Below are 14088 nucleotides of genomic sequence, written 5' to 3'. Positions count from 1 at the left end.
TTGCGGGCGCGAGAAGGCGGCCGTGCCGCCCGTCCCGCGGTCCGCCTACTTCTCCAGTCGGCCGGTGGCCCGCGCCGACGGGTACATCCCTTCCCAGACCCGGTGTCCGGGCGGGAAGCCCATGGCCACCAGGCAGTTGATGAGCATGCCGCGGGCCAGGAAGTCGGTGGTCTGGCCGGCGTCCGCACCGAGGGGCAGGTGGATCGCGTCCCACAGGCGCATCCAGCCGGCCCGCACGGCCTCACCGAACTCGTGATCGCCGGACTGCTCCGCCGCGCCCACGGCGACGTACATCTGCATCTGCATCATCAGGCGTTCGGGATGCTCGGCGATGACCTTGGTGTACGCGTTGGCCATGGCGTGCAGGGCGTCGTCACCCTCCAGGCCCTCGGCGGCTTCCGTGAACATGCGGATGGTGTCGTCCACGCACCGCTCCGCCGCCGCGAGGAAGATCGCCTTCTTGCCCGGGAAGAGCCGGAAGAGGTACGGCTGCGACACCCCGACCCGTTGGGCGATGGACTCGGTCGACGTGCCGTGATAGCCACCGCGGGCGAACTCGCTCGTCGCCGCCCGGATGACGCTCTCGCGCCGCTCCTCCGCGCTCATCCTCACCATGGAGAGAAAGTTAGTACTCAATCACTAACTTGGTCAAGGGGTCGGTCGGGTGTGCGTAAGGGGCGCCTCTCAGCAGAGGGCGCCCCTCGGGTTCGCCGTGTGCCCGTGGGCGGGTCAGGCCAGCCGTACGACCGCGCGGGACATGCCCAGCACCTTCTGGCCGGCGCTCATGGCCGTGAGGTCGACGCGGACGGTGTTGTCGTCGAGCTTGGCGCCGACCTTCGCGGTGACCTCGATGGTCGCGCCCTGGTCGTCGTTGGGGACGACGACCGGCTTGGTGAAGCGGACGCCGTACTCGACGACCGCGCCGGGGTCGCCGGTCCAGTCGGTGACGACGCGGATCGCCTCGGCCATGGTGAACATGCCGTGCGCGATGACGTCGGGGAGGCCGACCTCCGTGGCGAACTTCTCGTTCCAGTGGATCGGGTTGAAGTCGCCGGAGGCTCCCGCGTACTGGACGAGGGTGGCGCGGGTCACGCCGAAGGTCCGGGCGGGCAGCTCGGTGCCGACCTCGACGTCGTCGTAGGAGATCTTCGCGGTCATCGTGTCCTCACGCCTCCTCGGCCGCGCGGGCCACGAGCTTGGTCCAGGCGGTGACGACGTGCTCGCCCGCCTCGTCGTGGACCTCGCCGCGGACGTCCAGGATGTCGTTGCCCGCGAGCGACTTGATGCCCTCGATGGTCGAGGTGACGGTGAGCCGGTCGCCGGCCCGGACGGGGCGCCGGTACGCGAACTTCTGGTCGCCGTGCACGACGCGGCTGTAGTCGAGCCCCAGCTGGGGGTCCTGGACGACCTGCTGCGCGGCCCTGAACGTGATCGAGAACACGAAGGTCGGCGGGGCGATCACATCGGGGTAACCGAGCGCCTTGGCCGCGTCCGGGTCGGTGTACGCCGGGTTGGCGTCCCCCACGGCCTCCGCGAACTCGCGGATCTTCTCCCGGCCGACCTCGTACGGGTCGGTGGGCGGGTAGGACCGCCCCACGAAGGACTGGTCGAGCGCCATGGGCTCGGCACCTCCTGATTGCTCAGCGGGAACGGCGGCCATCGGCCGGGGCTCGGCGGTCGGCCGCGGGGCTTGGCCCGTACCGGTCGGCGGTACCAGTCGGCAGTACCGGCCGGTACGGGTCACTGAACGACGCGAGGCCGTCCCCGATCTCTCGGGAACGGCCTCGCGTACGAGCCTGATTTATCGCGTCTCGCGGTGCGCGGTGTGCGCGTTGCAACGCGGGCAGTGCTTCTTCATCTCAAGACGGTCCGGGTTGTTACGCCGGTTCTTCTTGGTGATGTAGTTCCGCTCCTTGCACTCCACGCAGGCCAGCGTGATCTTCGGGCGGACGTCGGTGGCAGCCACGTGAGTGCTCCTTGACGAACGGATGGGACAGGTTTAACGCATAGAAGAGTAGCCGATCGAAGGACCGACCCCACAATCGGCTACTGTCAGTAGCGGTGACCGGACTTGAACCGGTGACACAGCGATTATGAGCCGCTTGCTCTACCGACTGAGCTACACCGCTGTGATGCGATCGGGCCCCGCCTGACGGCGGGAACCTTTCACACCAGAGCCCCAATACGGAATCGAACCGTAGACCTTCTCCTTACCATGGAGACGCTCTGCCGACTGAGCTATTGGGGCGAGCGATGAAGACATTACACGCCCCACCGCCGTTCGCCCAAATCCGTTTCCGGGCCCCGCTTCGCCGGGCTCCGCGGGGATCTTCCGGGAGGTGGGCGGGGGCTCGGGCCACCCCTGCAGGGTGGCCCTCCGGCACCCGGGAACCACGCCGGTACGACTATTGCGCTCCTCCGCGCTGCGGCCGTTCTGCCCGCCTAGGCTCGTCTCACTCTGCGTGATCTTGTGTCCCTCACCAGCCGTCCCGTCCCCCAGCCCCCGCCCCACGCCACCCGCCGACCCACCTCCCACCGTCCCGTCCGCCTCCGCCGTCATGAGCAGCCGTCGCCGAGCCTCTGGGAGCGCGATGCCCGACAGCCAGCCGCAGCCGTCCCCCTCCTCGTCCGACCCGCCCTCGGGCCCGGACGAACCCGGCGCCCTGCTGCTGTGCGGGGCGCGGCTCACGGACGGTCGGGTCGTGGACGTCCGGCTGGGCGGTGGCCGCATCGAGGCGGTAGGCACGGCGGGCAGCCTGGGGACGGGCCGTACGGCCGCGTCCGGCGCCCCCGCCGCTCGCGTCGACCTCACCGGCCATCTGCTGCTTCCCGCCCCCACCGAACCCCACGCCCACGGCGACACGGCTCTGTCGGCCGTGGTCGAGGGGCCGGTCCCGTACGACGGCCAGGACATCCAGCGGCGGTTCACCGAGGCCGCCCTGCTGCACCTCGGGCACGGGGCCACGGCGTTGCGCTCGCACGTGCACGTAGGGGACGTCCAGGGGCTCGGGGCGCTGGCGGCGGTGCTGCGGGCGCGGCGGGCGCTGCGCGGGCTCGTCGAGGTGACGGTGGTGGCGATGCCCCGGCTCCTGACGGGGGTGGCGGGGGCGGAAGGGCTCGCGATGCTCCGGGACGCGGTGCGGATGGGCGCCTCCGTGGTGGGCGGCTGCCCCGACGTCGACCCGGACCCCGCCGGGTACGTCGAGGCGGTGCTGGGCGTCGCCTCCGAGCACGGCTGCCCGGTGGACCTGCACACCGACGCCGACGACCCGGCCCGGCTCGCCCGCCTCGCGGCCATGGCGGGCGGGCTGCGCCCCGGCGTGACTCTCGGCCCGTGCGCGGGGCTCGCACGCCTTCCCACCCCGGTCGCGTCCCGCGCCGCCGACCAGCTTGCGGCAGCCGGTGTGGGCGTCGTCGCCCTGCCCCAGGGCGGCTGCGGCACGGTGGACGGCGGGGGCACGGCGCCCGTACGGCTGCTGCGGTCGGCCGGGGTGCGGGTCGCGGCGGGCAGCGGGGCCCTGCGGGACGCGTCCAACCCGGTGGGGCGCGGTGATCCGCTGGAGGCCGCCTATCTGCTGGCCTCGCGGGGCGGGTTGCGCGCGGAGGACGCGTACGACGCGGTGAGCGGGGCGGCGCGGGCGGCCCTGGGCCTGCCCGAGGTGCGGGTGGAGGCGGGCTTCCCCGCCGAACTGCTGGCCGTCCGCGGCGACACGCTCGCCGGAGTGCTCTCCCTGGCCTACACCCGGCTCGTCGTGCACCGGGGGCGTGTGGTGGCCCGCACGAGCGCGGTCCGGGAGTTCTGCGGTTCGGCGACGGGGGCGGCGCCGGACCTTCCCCGGCAGGGGCGGGGTGGGCCGTTCGCGGGGGCGTAGGCGCAGAGGGCGAAGGCGCAGAGGGCGGAGTGAGTATGGCCGTGCGCGGGGGTGGGGAAACGAGCGCGGGCACGCGCGCGTGGGCGTTCTCGTGCTCCACGCGTGCGTGCCCGGTGTCGTACCCGGTGTCGTGCCCGTGTTCAGTGGTGTGCTCAACGGGGGCCGGGGGCGGGGCCGGTGCTGATCACCGGCGGGACCGGCCCCCGGCCCGGGCCCGGTTGAGTCGAGGTCAGACGGAGATCGCGTCGGACGGAGATCGCGTCGGAGATCGCGTCGGACGGAGACCAGCGTCAGATGGCAATCGACGTCGGACCGGCATCGACGTGAGACGACGCCAGACGGGTATCGACGTGAGACGACGTCAGACGGGTATCGACATCAGACGGGAACCGACGTCAGACGCCCAGCATCCCGCCGCCCAAGGGGCCGCCGAAGTCGTCGACCGGGATCTCGGCGGCGCCCTGCGGGGCGCCGATGTCGCCGGCCTTGCCGAAGGTGAGGACCAGGGGGGCCTTGGCGCCCTTGGGGTCCTCGGCGAGCACGGCGAGGTCGGTCTCGATCCGGGTCAGGTCACCGTTCTTGATGGTGAAGTCGACGGCGACCTTCTTGTTCGGCGCGTCCTTCAGGTCCTTGGCGGTGGGGAGTTCGGCGCCCGGCGGCAGGTCGTCCTCCAGCGGCTGGAGCTTGTCGAAGACACCAGTGAGCAGCTCGCGGAAGTTGGCCTTGGCCGTGATGACCTCGGCGCCGTCCTCGCCGTCCTTGGCCTTGAAGGTGACCTCGCGGGCGAACACGCCACGGACGGCGTCGAGGATCTTCTTCTGCGTCCTGGCGTCGAGTTCGTCCCGACCGCCGGAGCCGGAGCCGCCCGCCTCCTCACCGGCCTTCTCCAGGTCGTCGGCGTTGATCTTGACCCAGTCGCCCTCGAAGAGCGGCTTCAGGTGCTGCTCGCTCTCGGGGAGGTCGTCGAGATCGTCGGGCGACGGGAGCGGCATGCCCATCGCGTCGCCCATGGCCTCCATGTCCATGCGGTAGTACATGTAGTCGCCGACGAGCCGGTACTCGGTGATGACCTTCCGGTCGGCCGAGATCTTCATACCGACACCGACGAGGTCCTTCTCCCCGGAGTCGGCCAGCGGCTTCTTCGACTTGACCGCCACGTCGACGCGGAGCCCGGTGAAGAAGTCCGCCATCTCCGGCGGCATTTCCTCGCTGTCGCCGCCCATCAGCGCGGTGAGGTCGTCCTGGTCGGCGTCGAGCCGCATGCCGAACGCCAGCGACTTCTGCTCGCCGAGCCGCTCGACGGCGTTGTCCACCTTCTGCCCCGCGCTGAGGTTCTGGACGGTGCCGCACGCGGCGACCGTGACGAGCACGGCGGCGGCGCAGCCCACCCCGGTGAAGGCGCGGCGAAAGACGGGCGCCCCGGCGGCGGACGCGCGCGCCATGGACGTACGTACGGCGGATGTGTGCATGACGGTGATGACGTCCCCCCTGTGTTTTCGGCGCTCGCCGACACGGCGAACATGGTTGAGACACACGAGGCGCCCGAATGGTTGCGCGGCGAACACAATCGTTCAGGCGTACGGTCGAAGACATGCGCATTGTCATCGCTGGAGGACACGGTCAGATCGCGCTGCGGCTGGAGCGACTGCTCGCCGCGCGCGGGTACGAGGTCGCGGGACTCGTCCGCCGCGCCGAGCACGCCGACGATCTGCGCGCGGCCGGCGCCGAGCCGGTGCGCTGCGATCTGGAGTCGGCCTCGGTGGAGGAGGTCGCCGCGCATCTGCGGGGCGCGGACGCCGCCGTGTTCGCGGCGGGCGCCGGCCCGGGCAGCGGCGCCGCCCGCAAGGACACGGTGGACCGCGGCGCGGCGGTCCTGTTCGCGGACGCGGCGGTACGGGCGGGCGTACGGCGCCACATCGTGGTGTCGTCGATGGGGGCGGACCCGGACCACGAGGGCGACGAGGTCTTCGACGCGTACCAGCGGGCGAAGGGTGAGGCCGACGCGTACGTCCGGGGGCTGGACGCCCTGGACTGGACGATCCTGCGTCCTGGCCGGCTGACCGACGACGCCGGCACCGGTCTCGTACGCCTGGAGGCGTCCACGGGGCGCGGGGCCATCCCCCGCGACGACGTGGCCGCGGTGCTGGCGGAGCTCCTGGAGACCCCGGCCACCGCCGGACTGGTCCTGGAGACGATCAGTGGGTCCACCCCGGTGCCGGTGGCGGTGAAGGCGGTCGCGGGCAACTGAGGGCTGCCCGGCGGGGACGGTCAGACCGGTCAGAACGGTCAGAAGAGGGGCAGCTGGCCGGGGAACTCCGGGACGGCGTATCCGTCGAGCGTGGGCTGGGCCGCCCCGATGTGGGCCTGCCTGCGCGATCCGGGGCACGACACGAGTTCCCCGCTCGCGCCGGGCGGGTCGTGCCGCGCGAACCGGCCGGCCACGACGGCGATCTCACGACGGCACTCGGGGCAGTTCCTGCGGCGCGATGACATGGGGTCAGTGTGCCCGGTGCCGGGGGCCTAATGCTGTGCGCCGGGGGCCGGACGACCTGGTGCTGGGTGCCGGGTACCAGGGGCCGGGTGCGCCGACCCGTACGGCTGTCCGTGGCACGGCGGGGCACGGCGGGGGCGTGACCGGGCGCATGCCGCCGCAACCTGGCGACGTCCCGCTCGTGCTCACGGTGCTCTACGTCCTGCCGAACGGCGCCCCGTTCTCCCAGGACGCCCCGAACCCCGGCTGCTCGTCGAGTAGGCGGGACGCGGGGCGGAGCGAGCAGGCACGCCCAGGGCGACCATGCTTGCACCGCCGCGTGAGACACGTCACCTCCCCGTCGCCGCGGTGCCCGCCCGGACAAAGGTGGCCGCACGACGAAGAGACCCTCTCCGATCCGCTTCTCAACGGATCGGAGAGGGTCTCTCTCCACGTGGCGGCGCCAGGATTCGAACCTGGGTAGGCTAAGCCGACGGATTTACAGTCCGCTCCCATTGGCCACTCGGGCACACCGCCTGGGATCTGCCACCCTTCGAACCGCTTTTCGGCGGTGCTCCGTGGCGACGTCGTAAACGATACCCGATGCGTGGGGGTGCTTCGCCACCTGATTGATCAGCACTCGGAGGGGGCTGGGTGGCTAGGCTTGTCCGGATGCGGCGCGGGACCTGACACCGGGCTCGGCGATCGCCTTTTCGCGCGCGCCGGCACGCATCCGATGGTCCCGACCCGCCTCCCGATACCCCGATACAAGGAGCCACAGGACATGGCCGACTCCAGTTTCGACATCGTCTCGAAGGTCGAGCGGCAGGAGGTCGACAACGCCCTCAACCAGGCCGCCAAGGAGATCTCGCAGCGCTACGACTTCAAGGGCGTCGGCGCCTCGATCTCGTGGTCCGGCGAGAAGATCCTGATGGAGGCGAACTCCGAGGACCGGGTGAAGGCCGTCCTCGACGTCTTCCAGTCCAAGCTGATCAAGCGGGGCATCTCGCTGAAGGCGCTGGAGGCGGGTGAGCCCCAGCTGTCCGGCAAGGAGTACAAGATCTTCGCGGAGATCCAGGAGGGCATCTCCCAGGAGAACGCCAAGAAGGTGGCGAAGATCATCCGCGACGAGGGCCCCAAGGGCGTCAAGGCCCAGGTGCAGGGCGACGAACTCCGCGTGAGCTCCAAGAGCCGTGACGACCTGCAGTCCGTGATCGCCCTCCTCAAGGGCAAGGACTTCGACTTCGCCATCCAGTTCGTCAACTACCGGTAGCCGACCACGCGTAGGGGCTCGACCGGCGGCACCGCCAGGAGTGGTGTCGCCGGTACCACGTGGCCGGTGGGCGCCCGGCCGAACCGGGGGCCCGCCCGTGCTTCCGCGGGCGGGTGTTCTCAGCGCCGGGAGTGGCCGAACAGCAGGCGGTAGGCGATCAGCAGGACCAGTGAGCCGCCGATCGCGGCCGCCCAGGTGGCGCCGTCGTAGAAGTCCTTGCTGATCGGGTGGTCCAGCCAGCGGGCGGAGATCCAGCCGCCGATGAACGCTCCCGCGACGCCGATGAGGGTCGTGCCGATGAAGCCGCCCGGGTCGCGGCCCGGCAGCAGGAACTTGGCGATGGCGCCGGCCAACAGCCCCAGAACGATCCAGCCGATGATGCTCATGCCGTGAACCTGCCCTTCCATGCCGTGCCTGTGCCCCGCCCGGGGTGTTGTCTCCGTCACGTCGAAGCCGTCGGTCGCCCGCCCGGTCCCTGACGGGTTCCGTGGTGCCGGGGCCCGGTCGTCGTGCTCCGTTGTCCTGGAGGACGCCTCCCGTACGTCCGGTGGTTGCGCTGGTCAGTAGGGTGCGGCCCATGACACAGCCCGTTTCGGACGCCCGGTTGCGGCGCACGCTCGGCGTCGGTGACGCGGTGGTCGTCGGCCTCGGATCGATGGTCGGCGCGGGCATCTTCGCGGCTCTGGGTCCCGCGGCGCGCGCCGCCGGGTCCGGGCTGCTCCTCGGTCTCGCGCTCGCGGCAGTCGTCGCCTACTGCAACGCCATGTCCTCCGCCCGGCTCGCGGCCCTCTACCCCGCCTCGGGCGGCACCTATGTGTACGGGCGGGAGCGGCTCGGCGCCTTCTGGGGTTATCTGGCCGGCTGGTCCTTCGTCGTCGGGAAGACCGCTTCCTGCGCGGCCATGGCGCTCACCGTGGGGGCGTACGTCTGGCCCGCACAGGCGCACGCCGTGGCCGTGGCCGCGGTGGTGGCGCTGACGGCCGTGAACTACGGCGGCATCCAGAAGTCGGCCTGGCTGACGCGGGCGATCGTCGCCGTCGTCCTGGCGGTCCTCGCCGCCGTGGTCGTCGTGTGCCTCGCCTCCGGCCGGTCCGACGCCGGGCGGCTGGACGTCGGGGCGTCGGGCGGCGTCGGCGGGGTGCTGCAGGCGGCCGGACTGCTGTTCTTCGCGTTCGCCGGGTACGCGCGGATCGCGACGCTGGGCGAGGAGGTGCGCGACCCGGCGCGCACCATCCCGCGGGCGATCCCCCTGGCGCTGGGTATCGCGCTGGTGGTGTACACGGCGGTCGCGGTCGCGGTGCTGTCCGTGCTGGGGGCGGGCGGGCTCGGGCAGGCGTCGGCGCCGCTGGCCGAGGCGGTACGGGCGGCCGGGGCGCCGGGGCTGGTGCCGGTGGTGCGGGTCGGCGCGGCGGTCGCCGCGCTGGGGTCGCTGCTGGCGCTGATCCTGGGGGTCTCGCGGACGACGCTCGCCATGGCCCGGGACCGGCATCTGCCGGGGGTGCTGGCCGCCGTGCACCCGCGGTTCCAGGTGCCGCACCGGGCGGAGCTGGCCGTCGGCGCGGTGGTCGCCGTGCTGGCCGCGGCCGTCGACGTCCGGGGTGCGATCGGCTTCTCCTCGTTCGGCGTGCTCGCGTACTACGCGGTCGCCAACGCGTCCGCCTGGACGCTGAGTTCCGCGCCGGTCGCGCGGATCGTGCCCGTCGTGGGGCTCGTCGGCTGCGTCGTCGTGGCGTTCGCGCTGCCCTGGGTGTCGGTGGCGGTGGGCGCCGCCGTACTGGGCGCCGGGGCGGCGGCGTACGGCGTGCGGTGGTGGTGGCACCGCCGGGGCCGCGCCGGTCAGTAGCGTCCGGCGAAGGGCTCGTCCGTGGAGACGATCTCGCGGCCCAGCGGCATCAGGGAGAGCGGGACGAGCTTGAAGTTGGCGATGCCGAACGGGATGCCGATGATCGTGACGCACAGCGCCAGGCCCGTGACGATGTGGGTCAGCGCGAGCCACCAGCCCGCCAGGACCAGCCACAGGACGTTGCCGACACACGAGGGCGCGCCCGCGTCACGGCGCTCGATCGTCGTGTACCCGAAGGGCCACAGGGCGTAGACGCCGATGCGGAACGCGGCGATGCCGAAGGGGATGCCGATGATCGTGATGCAGAGGAGGAGTCCCGCGGCGACGTAGCCGAGGAAGAGCCAGAAGCCGCTGAGGACGAGCCAGATGATGTTGAGGATGGTCTTCACTGGGGGCGACCTGCCATCTTCTCGAGTCGGGCGATGCGTTCGGCCATGGGCGGGTGCGTGGAGAACATCTTCGAGAAGCCCTGACCGGGTCGGAAAGGGTTCGCGATCATCATGTGGCTCGCCGTCTCGATGCGGGGTTCGGGGGGCAGCGGGAGCTGTTTCGTGCCCGCTTCGAGCTTGCGCAGGGCGGCGGCGAGGGCCAGTGGGTCGCCGGTGAGCTGGGCTCCGGAGGCGTCCGCCTCGTACTCCCTGGACCGGCTGATCGCGAGCTGGATGAGGCTGGCGGCGAGCGGGCCCAGGATCATGATCAGCAGCAGGCCGAGGAGACCGGGACCGTCGTCGTCGTCGGAGCGGCCGATGGGGATCAGCCACGCGAAGTTGACCAGGAACATGATCACGGAGGCCAGGGCGCCCGCGACCGACGAGATCAGGATGTCGCGGTTGTAGACATGGCTCAACTCGTGGCCGATGACGCCGCGCAGTTCCCGTTCGTCGAGGAGGCGGAGGATGCCGTCCGTGCAGCACACGGCCGCGTTGCGCGGGTTGCGGCCCGTCGCGAACGCGTTCGGGGCGTCGGTCGGGGAGATGTACAGGCGGGGCATGGGCTGCCTGGCCTGGGTGGAGAGCTCGCGGACCATGCGGTAGAGGGCGGGGGCCTCGAACTCGCTGACCGGGCGGGCGCGCATCGCGCGTAGAGCCAGCTTGTCGCTGTTCCAGTAGGCGTACGCGTTCGTGCCGAGGGCGACGACGACCGCGACGATCAGGCCCGTCCGGCCGAAGAAGCTGCCGATGACGATGATGAGTGCGGACAGTCCCCCGAGGAGTACGGCGGTCCTGAGCCCGTTGTGCCGGCGGTGCACGGTACGCCCTCCAAGTCGTGCGGCAGGGGAACCCTTTGCCTGCTGTCGCTGTTGACTCCACTTGTCAGTGGACCCTCCCGTACTGGTCAACGCCAGGCGGGAAGCACTAGTTCCCTTGTGCGTACGGGGCGGGGCGGGGCCGTCCGGGTGAGGGCCGGGCACGGCACGCACGCGTGCGGGGCATCGAGTGCCCACGCGTGCGTGCCGGGTGCCAGGGGGGTGGCTGTGCCTGTCGGGCCGGCCTGCCCTAGAAGAGGGCCGTGTCGGCGAAGCGCAGGATCAGCTGGGGGGCTCCCGACAGGGCGATGCCGACGACTCCGGTGAGGGCGATCGCGAGGGTGAGCGGGGCGGGGACGCGGTGCGGCTGGGCTGCGCCCTCGGGGGCGCGGAACAGCAGCGCGGTCCACTGGAGGTAGTAGAAGAGGGCGATCACGACGTTGACGGCCATGACGACGGCGAGCCAGCCGAGGCCCGCGTCGACGGCCACCGAGAAGACGGTGACCTTGGCGAAGAGGCCGATGATGCCCGGCGGCAGTCCGGCGAGGCAGAGCAGGAAGAAGCCCAGCAGCAGCGCGGTCAGAGGGCTCGACGCGTAGAGGCCGCGGTAGTCGCTGAGGCGGTTGAGGGTGCTGGTGCGGCCGACGAGGGCGGCCACGGCGAAGGCGCCGAGGTTCACGGCCGCGTACATCAGCGCGTAGGCGACGGTGGAGCCGACGGCCCGCTGGGCGTCGTCGGTGTTCTCGGCGTACCCGGCGGCCGCGATCGGCACCAGGAGGTAGCCGGCCTGGCCGACGGAGGACCAGGCGAGCAGGCGGACCGCGCTGTACGCGCGCGTGGAACGCTGTCGGAGGGCGCCGACGTTGCCGACCGTCATGGTGAGGGCGGCCAGCGCGGCGAGGGCGGGGCCCCAGGCGTCGGCGTACGAGGGGAGGGCGACGACGGTGACGAGGACGAGGCCGGAGAAGCCGACCGCCTTGCCGACGACCGACAGGTAGGCGGCCACCGGGAGGGGGGCGCCCACATAGGTGTCGGGGACCCAGAAGTGGAACGGTACGGCGGCCGTCTTGAAGGCGAAGCCGACCAGGGTGAGGACGACGCCGGTCTGGGTGACGGTGTGGAGCTGGCCGTCGACGTTCTGGACGCGGTCGGCGATCTGGGTGAGGTAGAGGGTGCCGGTGGTGGCGTAGACGAAGCTGATGCCGAGGAGACTGACGGCGGTCGCGGTGACGGACGACAGGAAGAACTTCAGGGCCGCCTCGGAGGACCGCTTGTCGCCGTGGCGGATGCCGACGAGGGCGAACGCGGGCAGCGAGGCGACCTCCAGGGCGACGACGAGGGTGGCGAGGTCGCGGGCGGCGGGCAGGAGGGCGGCGCCCGCGGCGGACGACAGCAGCAGGAACCAGTACTCCCCCGCCGGCAGTTCCCTGCGGCCGTCCTTCAGGGCCGTCATCGACAGCAGGGCGGTGAGGAGGGCGCCGCCGAGCACCATGAACTGGATGACGAGGGTGAAGCGGTCCGCGGTGTAGCTGCACACGTCCGGGCTGCCGGTCAGGCAGAAGGTGGCACGGTCGCCGTCCAGGAGCGGCACCAGGGCCAGCAGGGACAGGGCGAGGCCCGCGACGGACGTCCAGCCGAGCAGGGCCTTCTTCCCGTCGTCCACGAAGAGGTCCGCGACCAGCACGACGAGGCCGACGACCGCGGCGATCACGGGCGGCGCGACGGCGAGCCAGTCGACGGACTGGACGACGGACTCGGCCAGTGGCCGGGCCGCCTGCTGGGCCGTCGTCAGGGCCAGGGAGCTCATCGGGTGCCTCCTGCGAGGAGCTGCTGCACGGCCGGGTCGGTCAGGCCGAGGAGGGCCGCGGGCCAGAGACCGGCGAGGACGGTGAGGGCGACGAGCGGGGTCCAGGCCGCGAACTCGTACGTCTGTACGTCGGCGAGCCGCGGCCCCTCCTGCGGGGCGCCGCCCATGCATACGCGGCGGACCACGATCAGCATGTACGCGGCGGTCAGGAGGGTGCCGAACGCGCCGATCGCCATGAAGGTGAGGAAGGCCGGGCGGCTGAGCCCGTCGGCGGGGTCGAACGCGCCGAACAGGGCGAGCATCTCGCCCCAGAACCCGGCGAGGCCGGGCAGTCCGAGGGAGGCGACGGCGCCGAAGGCGAGCAGGCCGCCGAGGCGCGGCGCCCTGCCGTAGAGGGCGGCGCCGGTCTCCTGGGCGAGGCTGTCGAGGTCCGTGGTGCCGGTGCGGTCCTTGAGGGCGCCGACGAGGAAGAACAGCAGGCCGGTGATGAGGCCGTGGGCGATGTTGGCGAACAGGGCGCCGTTCACGCCGGTGGGGGTCATGGTCGCGATGCCGAGGAGCACGAAGCCCATGTGGCCGACGGAGGAGTAGGCGATGAGGCGCTTGAGGTCGCCCTTCGCGCCCGGCCTGGCGAGGGCGAGGCAGGCGAGGGACCCGTAGATGATGCCGACGACCGCGAAGGCGGCGAGGTACGGCGCGAAGGTGCCAAAGCCGTCGGGGGTGATCGGCAGCAGGATGCGGACGAACCCGTACGTGCCCATCTTCAGCAGGACGCCGGCCAGGAGGACCGAGCCGACGGTCGGGGCGGCGGTGTGGGCGTCCGGCAGCCAGCTGTGCAGCGGCCACATCGGGGTCTTCACCGCGAGCCCGATCCCGATCGTCAGAACGGCGATGACCTGCACGGACGTGGTCAGCTCGGGGTGACTGTCAGTGGCGAGTGCCACCATGTCGAACGTGCCCGCCCTGAGTCCGATCAGGAGCAGGCCGAGCAGCATGACCACGGAACCGAGCAGGGTGTAGAGGATGAACTTCCAAGCGGCCTGCGTGCGGTGCTCACCGCCCCAGCGGGCGATGAGGAAGTACATCGGGATGAGCACCGTCTCGAACGCGAGGAAGAACAGCAGCAGGTCGAGGACGGCGAAGGTCGCGAGGGTGCCGGACTCGAGGACGAGCAGCAGGGCGACGAACGCCTTCGGGGACGGGCCCGAGGGCAGCTTGAAGTACGAGTAGAGCGCGCAGAGGAAGGTCAGCAGCGCGGTCAGGACCAGGAGGGGGAGGGAGATGCCGTCGATGCCGAGGTGGAGGCGCACGTCGAGTGCGGGGATCCAGCTGATGTCGGTGCCGGCCTGCATCCTCGACGGGTGGTCGTGGTCGAAGCCGAGCGCGAGGACGATCGCGGCGATGAGCACCACGCCGGTCACGGTGACGCCGTGCCGGAGCACGGCCTGCTCGGGTGACGTCCCCTTCAGCCCCGGCGGGGCGGGCAGGAGAGCGGCGGCGGCGCCGATGAGCGGGCCGACGACGACGAACGCCAGAAGGAACTGCATCACGGACTCGTTGATATCGATCACGCCTGC

At 71.6% G+C, this 14088-nt stretch carries 15 protein-coding genes and 3 tRNA genes; 4 read left to right on the top strand and 14 right to left on the bottom strand.

What is annotated here, in order from left to right; genetic code table 11:
• Window positions 1-45: 45 nt before the first annotated feature.
• The 6 genes from GSY65_RS22295 to GSY65_RS22270 all read right to left on the bottom strand — a co-directional run bounded on the left by GSY65_RS22295 (window position 46) and on the right by GSY65_RS22270 (window position 2248).
• A complete protein-coding gene (locus GSY65_RS22295) occupies window positions 46-615 on the bottom strand; it encodes a TetR/AcrR family transcriptional regulator (RefSeq protein WP_201452626.1) in 570 nt (189 codons plus the stop codon).
• A gap of 114 nt (window positions 616-729) precedes the next feature.
• Entirely contained in the window at window positions 730-1158 is a 429-nt protein-coding gene (locus GSY65_RS22290) for a MaoC family dehydratase (protein ID WP_159771646.1), read from the bottom strand.
• Between the two features lie 7 nt (window positions 1159-1165).
• Window positions 1166-1618: a MaoC family dehydratase N-terminal domain-containing protein gene (locus GSY65_RS22285; protein ID WP_159771643.1), complete on the bottom strand. Its 453-nt coding sequence runs from the start codon at window positions 1616-1618 to the stop codon at window positions 1166-1168.
• Window positions 1619-1801: 183 nt separating this feature from the next.
• Entirely contained in the window at window positions 1802-1966 is a 165-nt protein-coding gene (gene rpmG / locus GSY65_RS22280) for a 50S ribosomal protein L33 (protein ID WP_003948671.1), read from the bottom strand.
• Between the two features lie 90 nt (window positions 1967-2056).
• Window positions 2057-2129, bottom strand: a tRNA-Met gene (locus tag GSY65_RS22275).
• 46 nt (window positions 2130-2175) lie between these two features.
• Window positions 2176-2248, bottom strand: a tRNA-Thr gene (locus GSY65_RS22270).
• 343 nt (window positions 2249-2591) lie between these two features.
• Here GSY65_RS22270 and GSY65_RS22265 point away from each other — a divergent pair.
• The gene (locus tag GSY65_RS22265) at window positions 2592-3872 is read left to right on the top strand and encodes an amidohydrolase family protein (RefSeq protein ID WP_159771640.1); all 1281 of its coding nucleotides are present in this window, start codon (window positions 2592-2594) and stop codon (window positions 3870-3872) included.
• 395 nt (window positions 3873-4267) lie between these two features.
• Here the strand turns inward: GSY65_RS22265 and GSY65_RS22260 are convergent, their stop codons facing one another.
• A complete protein-coding gene (locus GSY65_RS22260) occupies window positions 4268-5341 on the bottom strand; it encodes a hypothetical protein (RefSeq protein WP_236579976.1) in 1074 nt (357 codons plus the stop codon).
• Between the two features lie 122 nt (window positions 5342-5463).
• Here GSY65_RS22260 and GSY65_RS22255 point away from each other — a divergent pair, with 122 nt between their 5' ends.
• Entirely contained in the window at window positions 5464-6120 is a 657-nt protein-coding gene (locus GSY65_RS22255; protein WP_159771638.1) for an SDR family oxidoreductase, read from the top strand.
• A 38-nt stretch (window positions 6121-6158) separates the two neighbouring features.
• On the opposite strand, the gene GSY65_RS22250 is transcribed toward GSY65_RS22255, so the two are convergent.
• Both GSY65_RS22250 and GSY65_RS22240 read right to left on the bottom strand, forming a co-directional pair.
• Window positions 6159-6365, bottom strand: coding sequence for a hypothetical protein (locus GSY65_RS22250; protein WP_159771635.1), 207 nt, complete (start codon window positions 6363-6365; stop codon window positions 6159-6161).
• 432 nt (window positions 6366-6797) lie between these two features.
• Window positions 6798-6879: transfer RNA gene (locus GSY65_RS22240), tRNA-Tyr, on the bottom strand.
• A 247-nt stretch (window positions 6880-7126) separates the two neighbouring features.
• On the opposite strand from GSY65_RS22240, the gene GSY65_RS22235 reads away from it, so the two are divergent.
• Window positions 7127-7615 carry a YajQ family cyclic di-GMP-binding protein gene (locus GSY65_RS22235; RefSeq protein ID WP_159771632.1) on the top strand — a complete coding sequence of 163 codons (489 nt, stop codon included), beginning with the start codon at window positions 7127-7129 and terminating at the stop codon, window positions 7613-7615.
• Window positions 7616-7734: 119 nt separating this feature from the next.
• Here the strand turns inward: GSY65_RS22235 and GSY65_RS22230 are convergent, their stop codons facing one another.
• A complete protein-coding gene (locus GSY65_RS22230) occupies window positions 7735-8001 on the bottom strand; it encodes a GlsB/YeaQ/YmgE family stress response membrane protein (protein WP_055539388.1) in 267 nt (88 codons plus the stop codon).
• Window positions 8002-8192: 191 nt separating this feature from the next.
• Between GSY65_RS22230 and GSY65_RS22225 the strand changes: the two genes are divergently transcribed.
• Window positions 8193-9458, top strand: a complete 1266-nt coding sequence (locus GSY65_RS22225; RefSeq protein ID WP_159771629.1) for an APC family permease — start codon at window positions 8193-8195, stop codon at window positions 9456-9458.
• Here GSY65_RS22225 and GSY65_RS22220 read toward each other — a convergent pair.
• The 4 genes from GSY65_RS22220 to GSY65_RS22205 all read right to left on the bottom strand — a co-directional run bounded on the left by GSY65_RS22220 (window position 9452) and on the right by GSY65_RS22205 (window position 14082).
• Entirely contained in the window at window positions 9452-9847 is a 396-nt protein-coding gene (locus tag GSY65_RS22220) for a YccF domain-containing protein (RefSeq protein ID WP_159771626.1), read from the bottom strand. The two genes, GSY65_RS22225 and GSY65_RS22220, sit on opposite strands and share 7 nt — an antisense overlap.
• Window positions 9844-10707, bottom strand: a complete 864-nt coding sequence (gene htpX, locus GSY65_RS22215; RefSeq protein ID WP_159771623.1) for a zinc metalloprotease HtpX — start codon at window positions 10705-10707, stop codon at window positions 9844-9846. Before htpX ends, GSY65_RS22220 begins: the two co-directional genes overlap by 4 nt.
• A 247-nt stretch (window positions 10708-10954) precedes the next feature.
• The gene (locus GSY65_RS22210; RefSeq protein ID WP_159771620.1) at window positions 10955-12511 is read right to left on the bottom strand and encodes an NADH-quinone oxidoreductase subunit N; all 1557 of its coding nucleotides are present in this window, start codon (window positions 12509-12511) and stop codon (window positions 10955-10957) included.
• Window positions 12508-14082: a complex I subunit 4 family protein gene (locus GSY65_RS22205; protein ID WP_159771617.1), complete on the bottom strand. Its 1575-nt coding sequence runs from the start codon at window positions 14080-14082 to the stop codon at window positions 12508-12510. Before GSY65_RS22205 ends, GSY65_RS22210 begins: the two co-directional genes overlap by 4 nt.
• Window positions 14083-14088 lie beyond the last annotated feature (6 nt).

It is taken from the genome of Streptomyces sp. HM190 (genome assembly GCF_009857135.1).
Taxonomy (GTDB): domain Bacteria; phylum Actinomycetota; class Actinomycetes; order Streptomycetales; family Streptomycetaceae; genus Streptomyces; species Streptomyces heilongjiangensis.
The sequence above is the reverse complement of the archived record's forward strand: the minus strand, read 5'-3'. Positions and strand labels throughout refer to the sequence as shown.

What these genes read in the sequence shown, in the direction of transcription:
- GSY65_RS22295 (WP_201452626.1), bottom strand. Translation starts at nt 615, where the DNA reads ATGGTGAGGATGAGCGCGGAGGAGCGGCGCGAGAGCGTCATCCGGGCG.
- GSY65_RS22290 (WP_159771646.1), bottom strand. Translation starts at nt 1,158, where the DNA reads ATGACCGCGAAGATCTCCTACGACGACGTCGAGGTCGGCACCGAGCTG.
- GSY65_RS22285 (WP_159771643.1), bottom strand. Translation starts at nt 1,618, where the DNA reads ATGGCGCTCGACCAGTCCTTCGTGGGGCGGTCCTACCCGCCCACCGAC.
- GSY65_RS22265 (WP_159771640.1), top strand. Translation starts at nt 2,592, where the DNA reads ATGCCCGACAGCCAGCCGCAGCCGTCCCCCTCCTCGTCCGACCCGCCC.
- GSY65_RS22260 (WP_236579976.1), bottom strand. Translation starts at nt 5,341, where the DNA reads ATGCACACATCCGCCGTACGTACGTCCATGGCGCGCGCGTCCGCCGCC.
- GSY65_RS22255 (WP_159771638.1), top strand. Translation starts at nt 5,464, where the DNA reads ATGCGCATTGTCATCGCTGGAGGACACGGTCAGATCGCGCTGCGGCTG.
- GSY65_RS22250 (WP_159771635.1), bottom strand. Translation starts at nt 6,365, where the DNA reads ATGTCATCGCGCCGCAGGAACTGCCCCGAGTGCCGTCGTGAGATCGCC.
- GSY65_RS22235 (WP_159771632.1), top strand. Translation starts at nt 7,127, where the DNA reads ATGGCCGACTCCAGTTTCGACATCGTCTCGAAGGTCGAGCGGCAGGAG.
- GSY65_RS22230 (WP_055539388.1), bottom strand. Translation starts at nt 8,001, where the DNA reads ATGAGCATCATCGGCTGGATCGTTCTGGGGCTGTTGGCCGGCGCCATC.
- GSY65_RS22225 (WP_159771629.1), top strand. Translation starts at nt 8,193, where the DNA reads ATGACACAGCCCGTTTCGGACGCCCGGTTGCGGCGCACGCTCGGCGTC.
- GSY65_RS22210 (WP_159771620.1), bottom strand. Translation starts at nt 12,511, where the DNA reads ATGAGCTCCCTGGCCCTGACGACGGCCCAGCAGGCGGCCCGGCCACTG.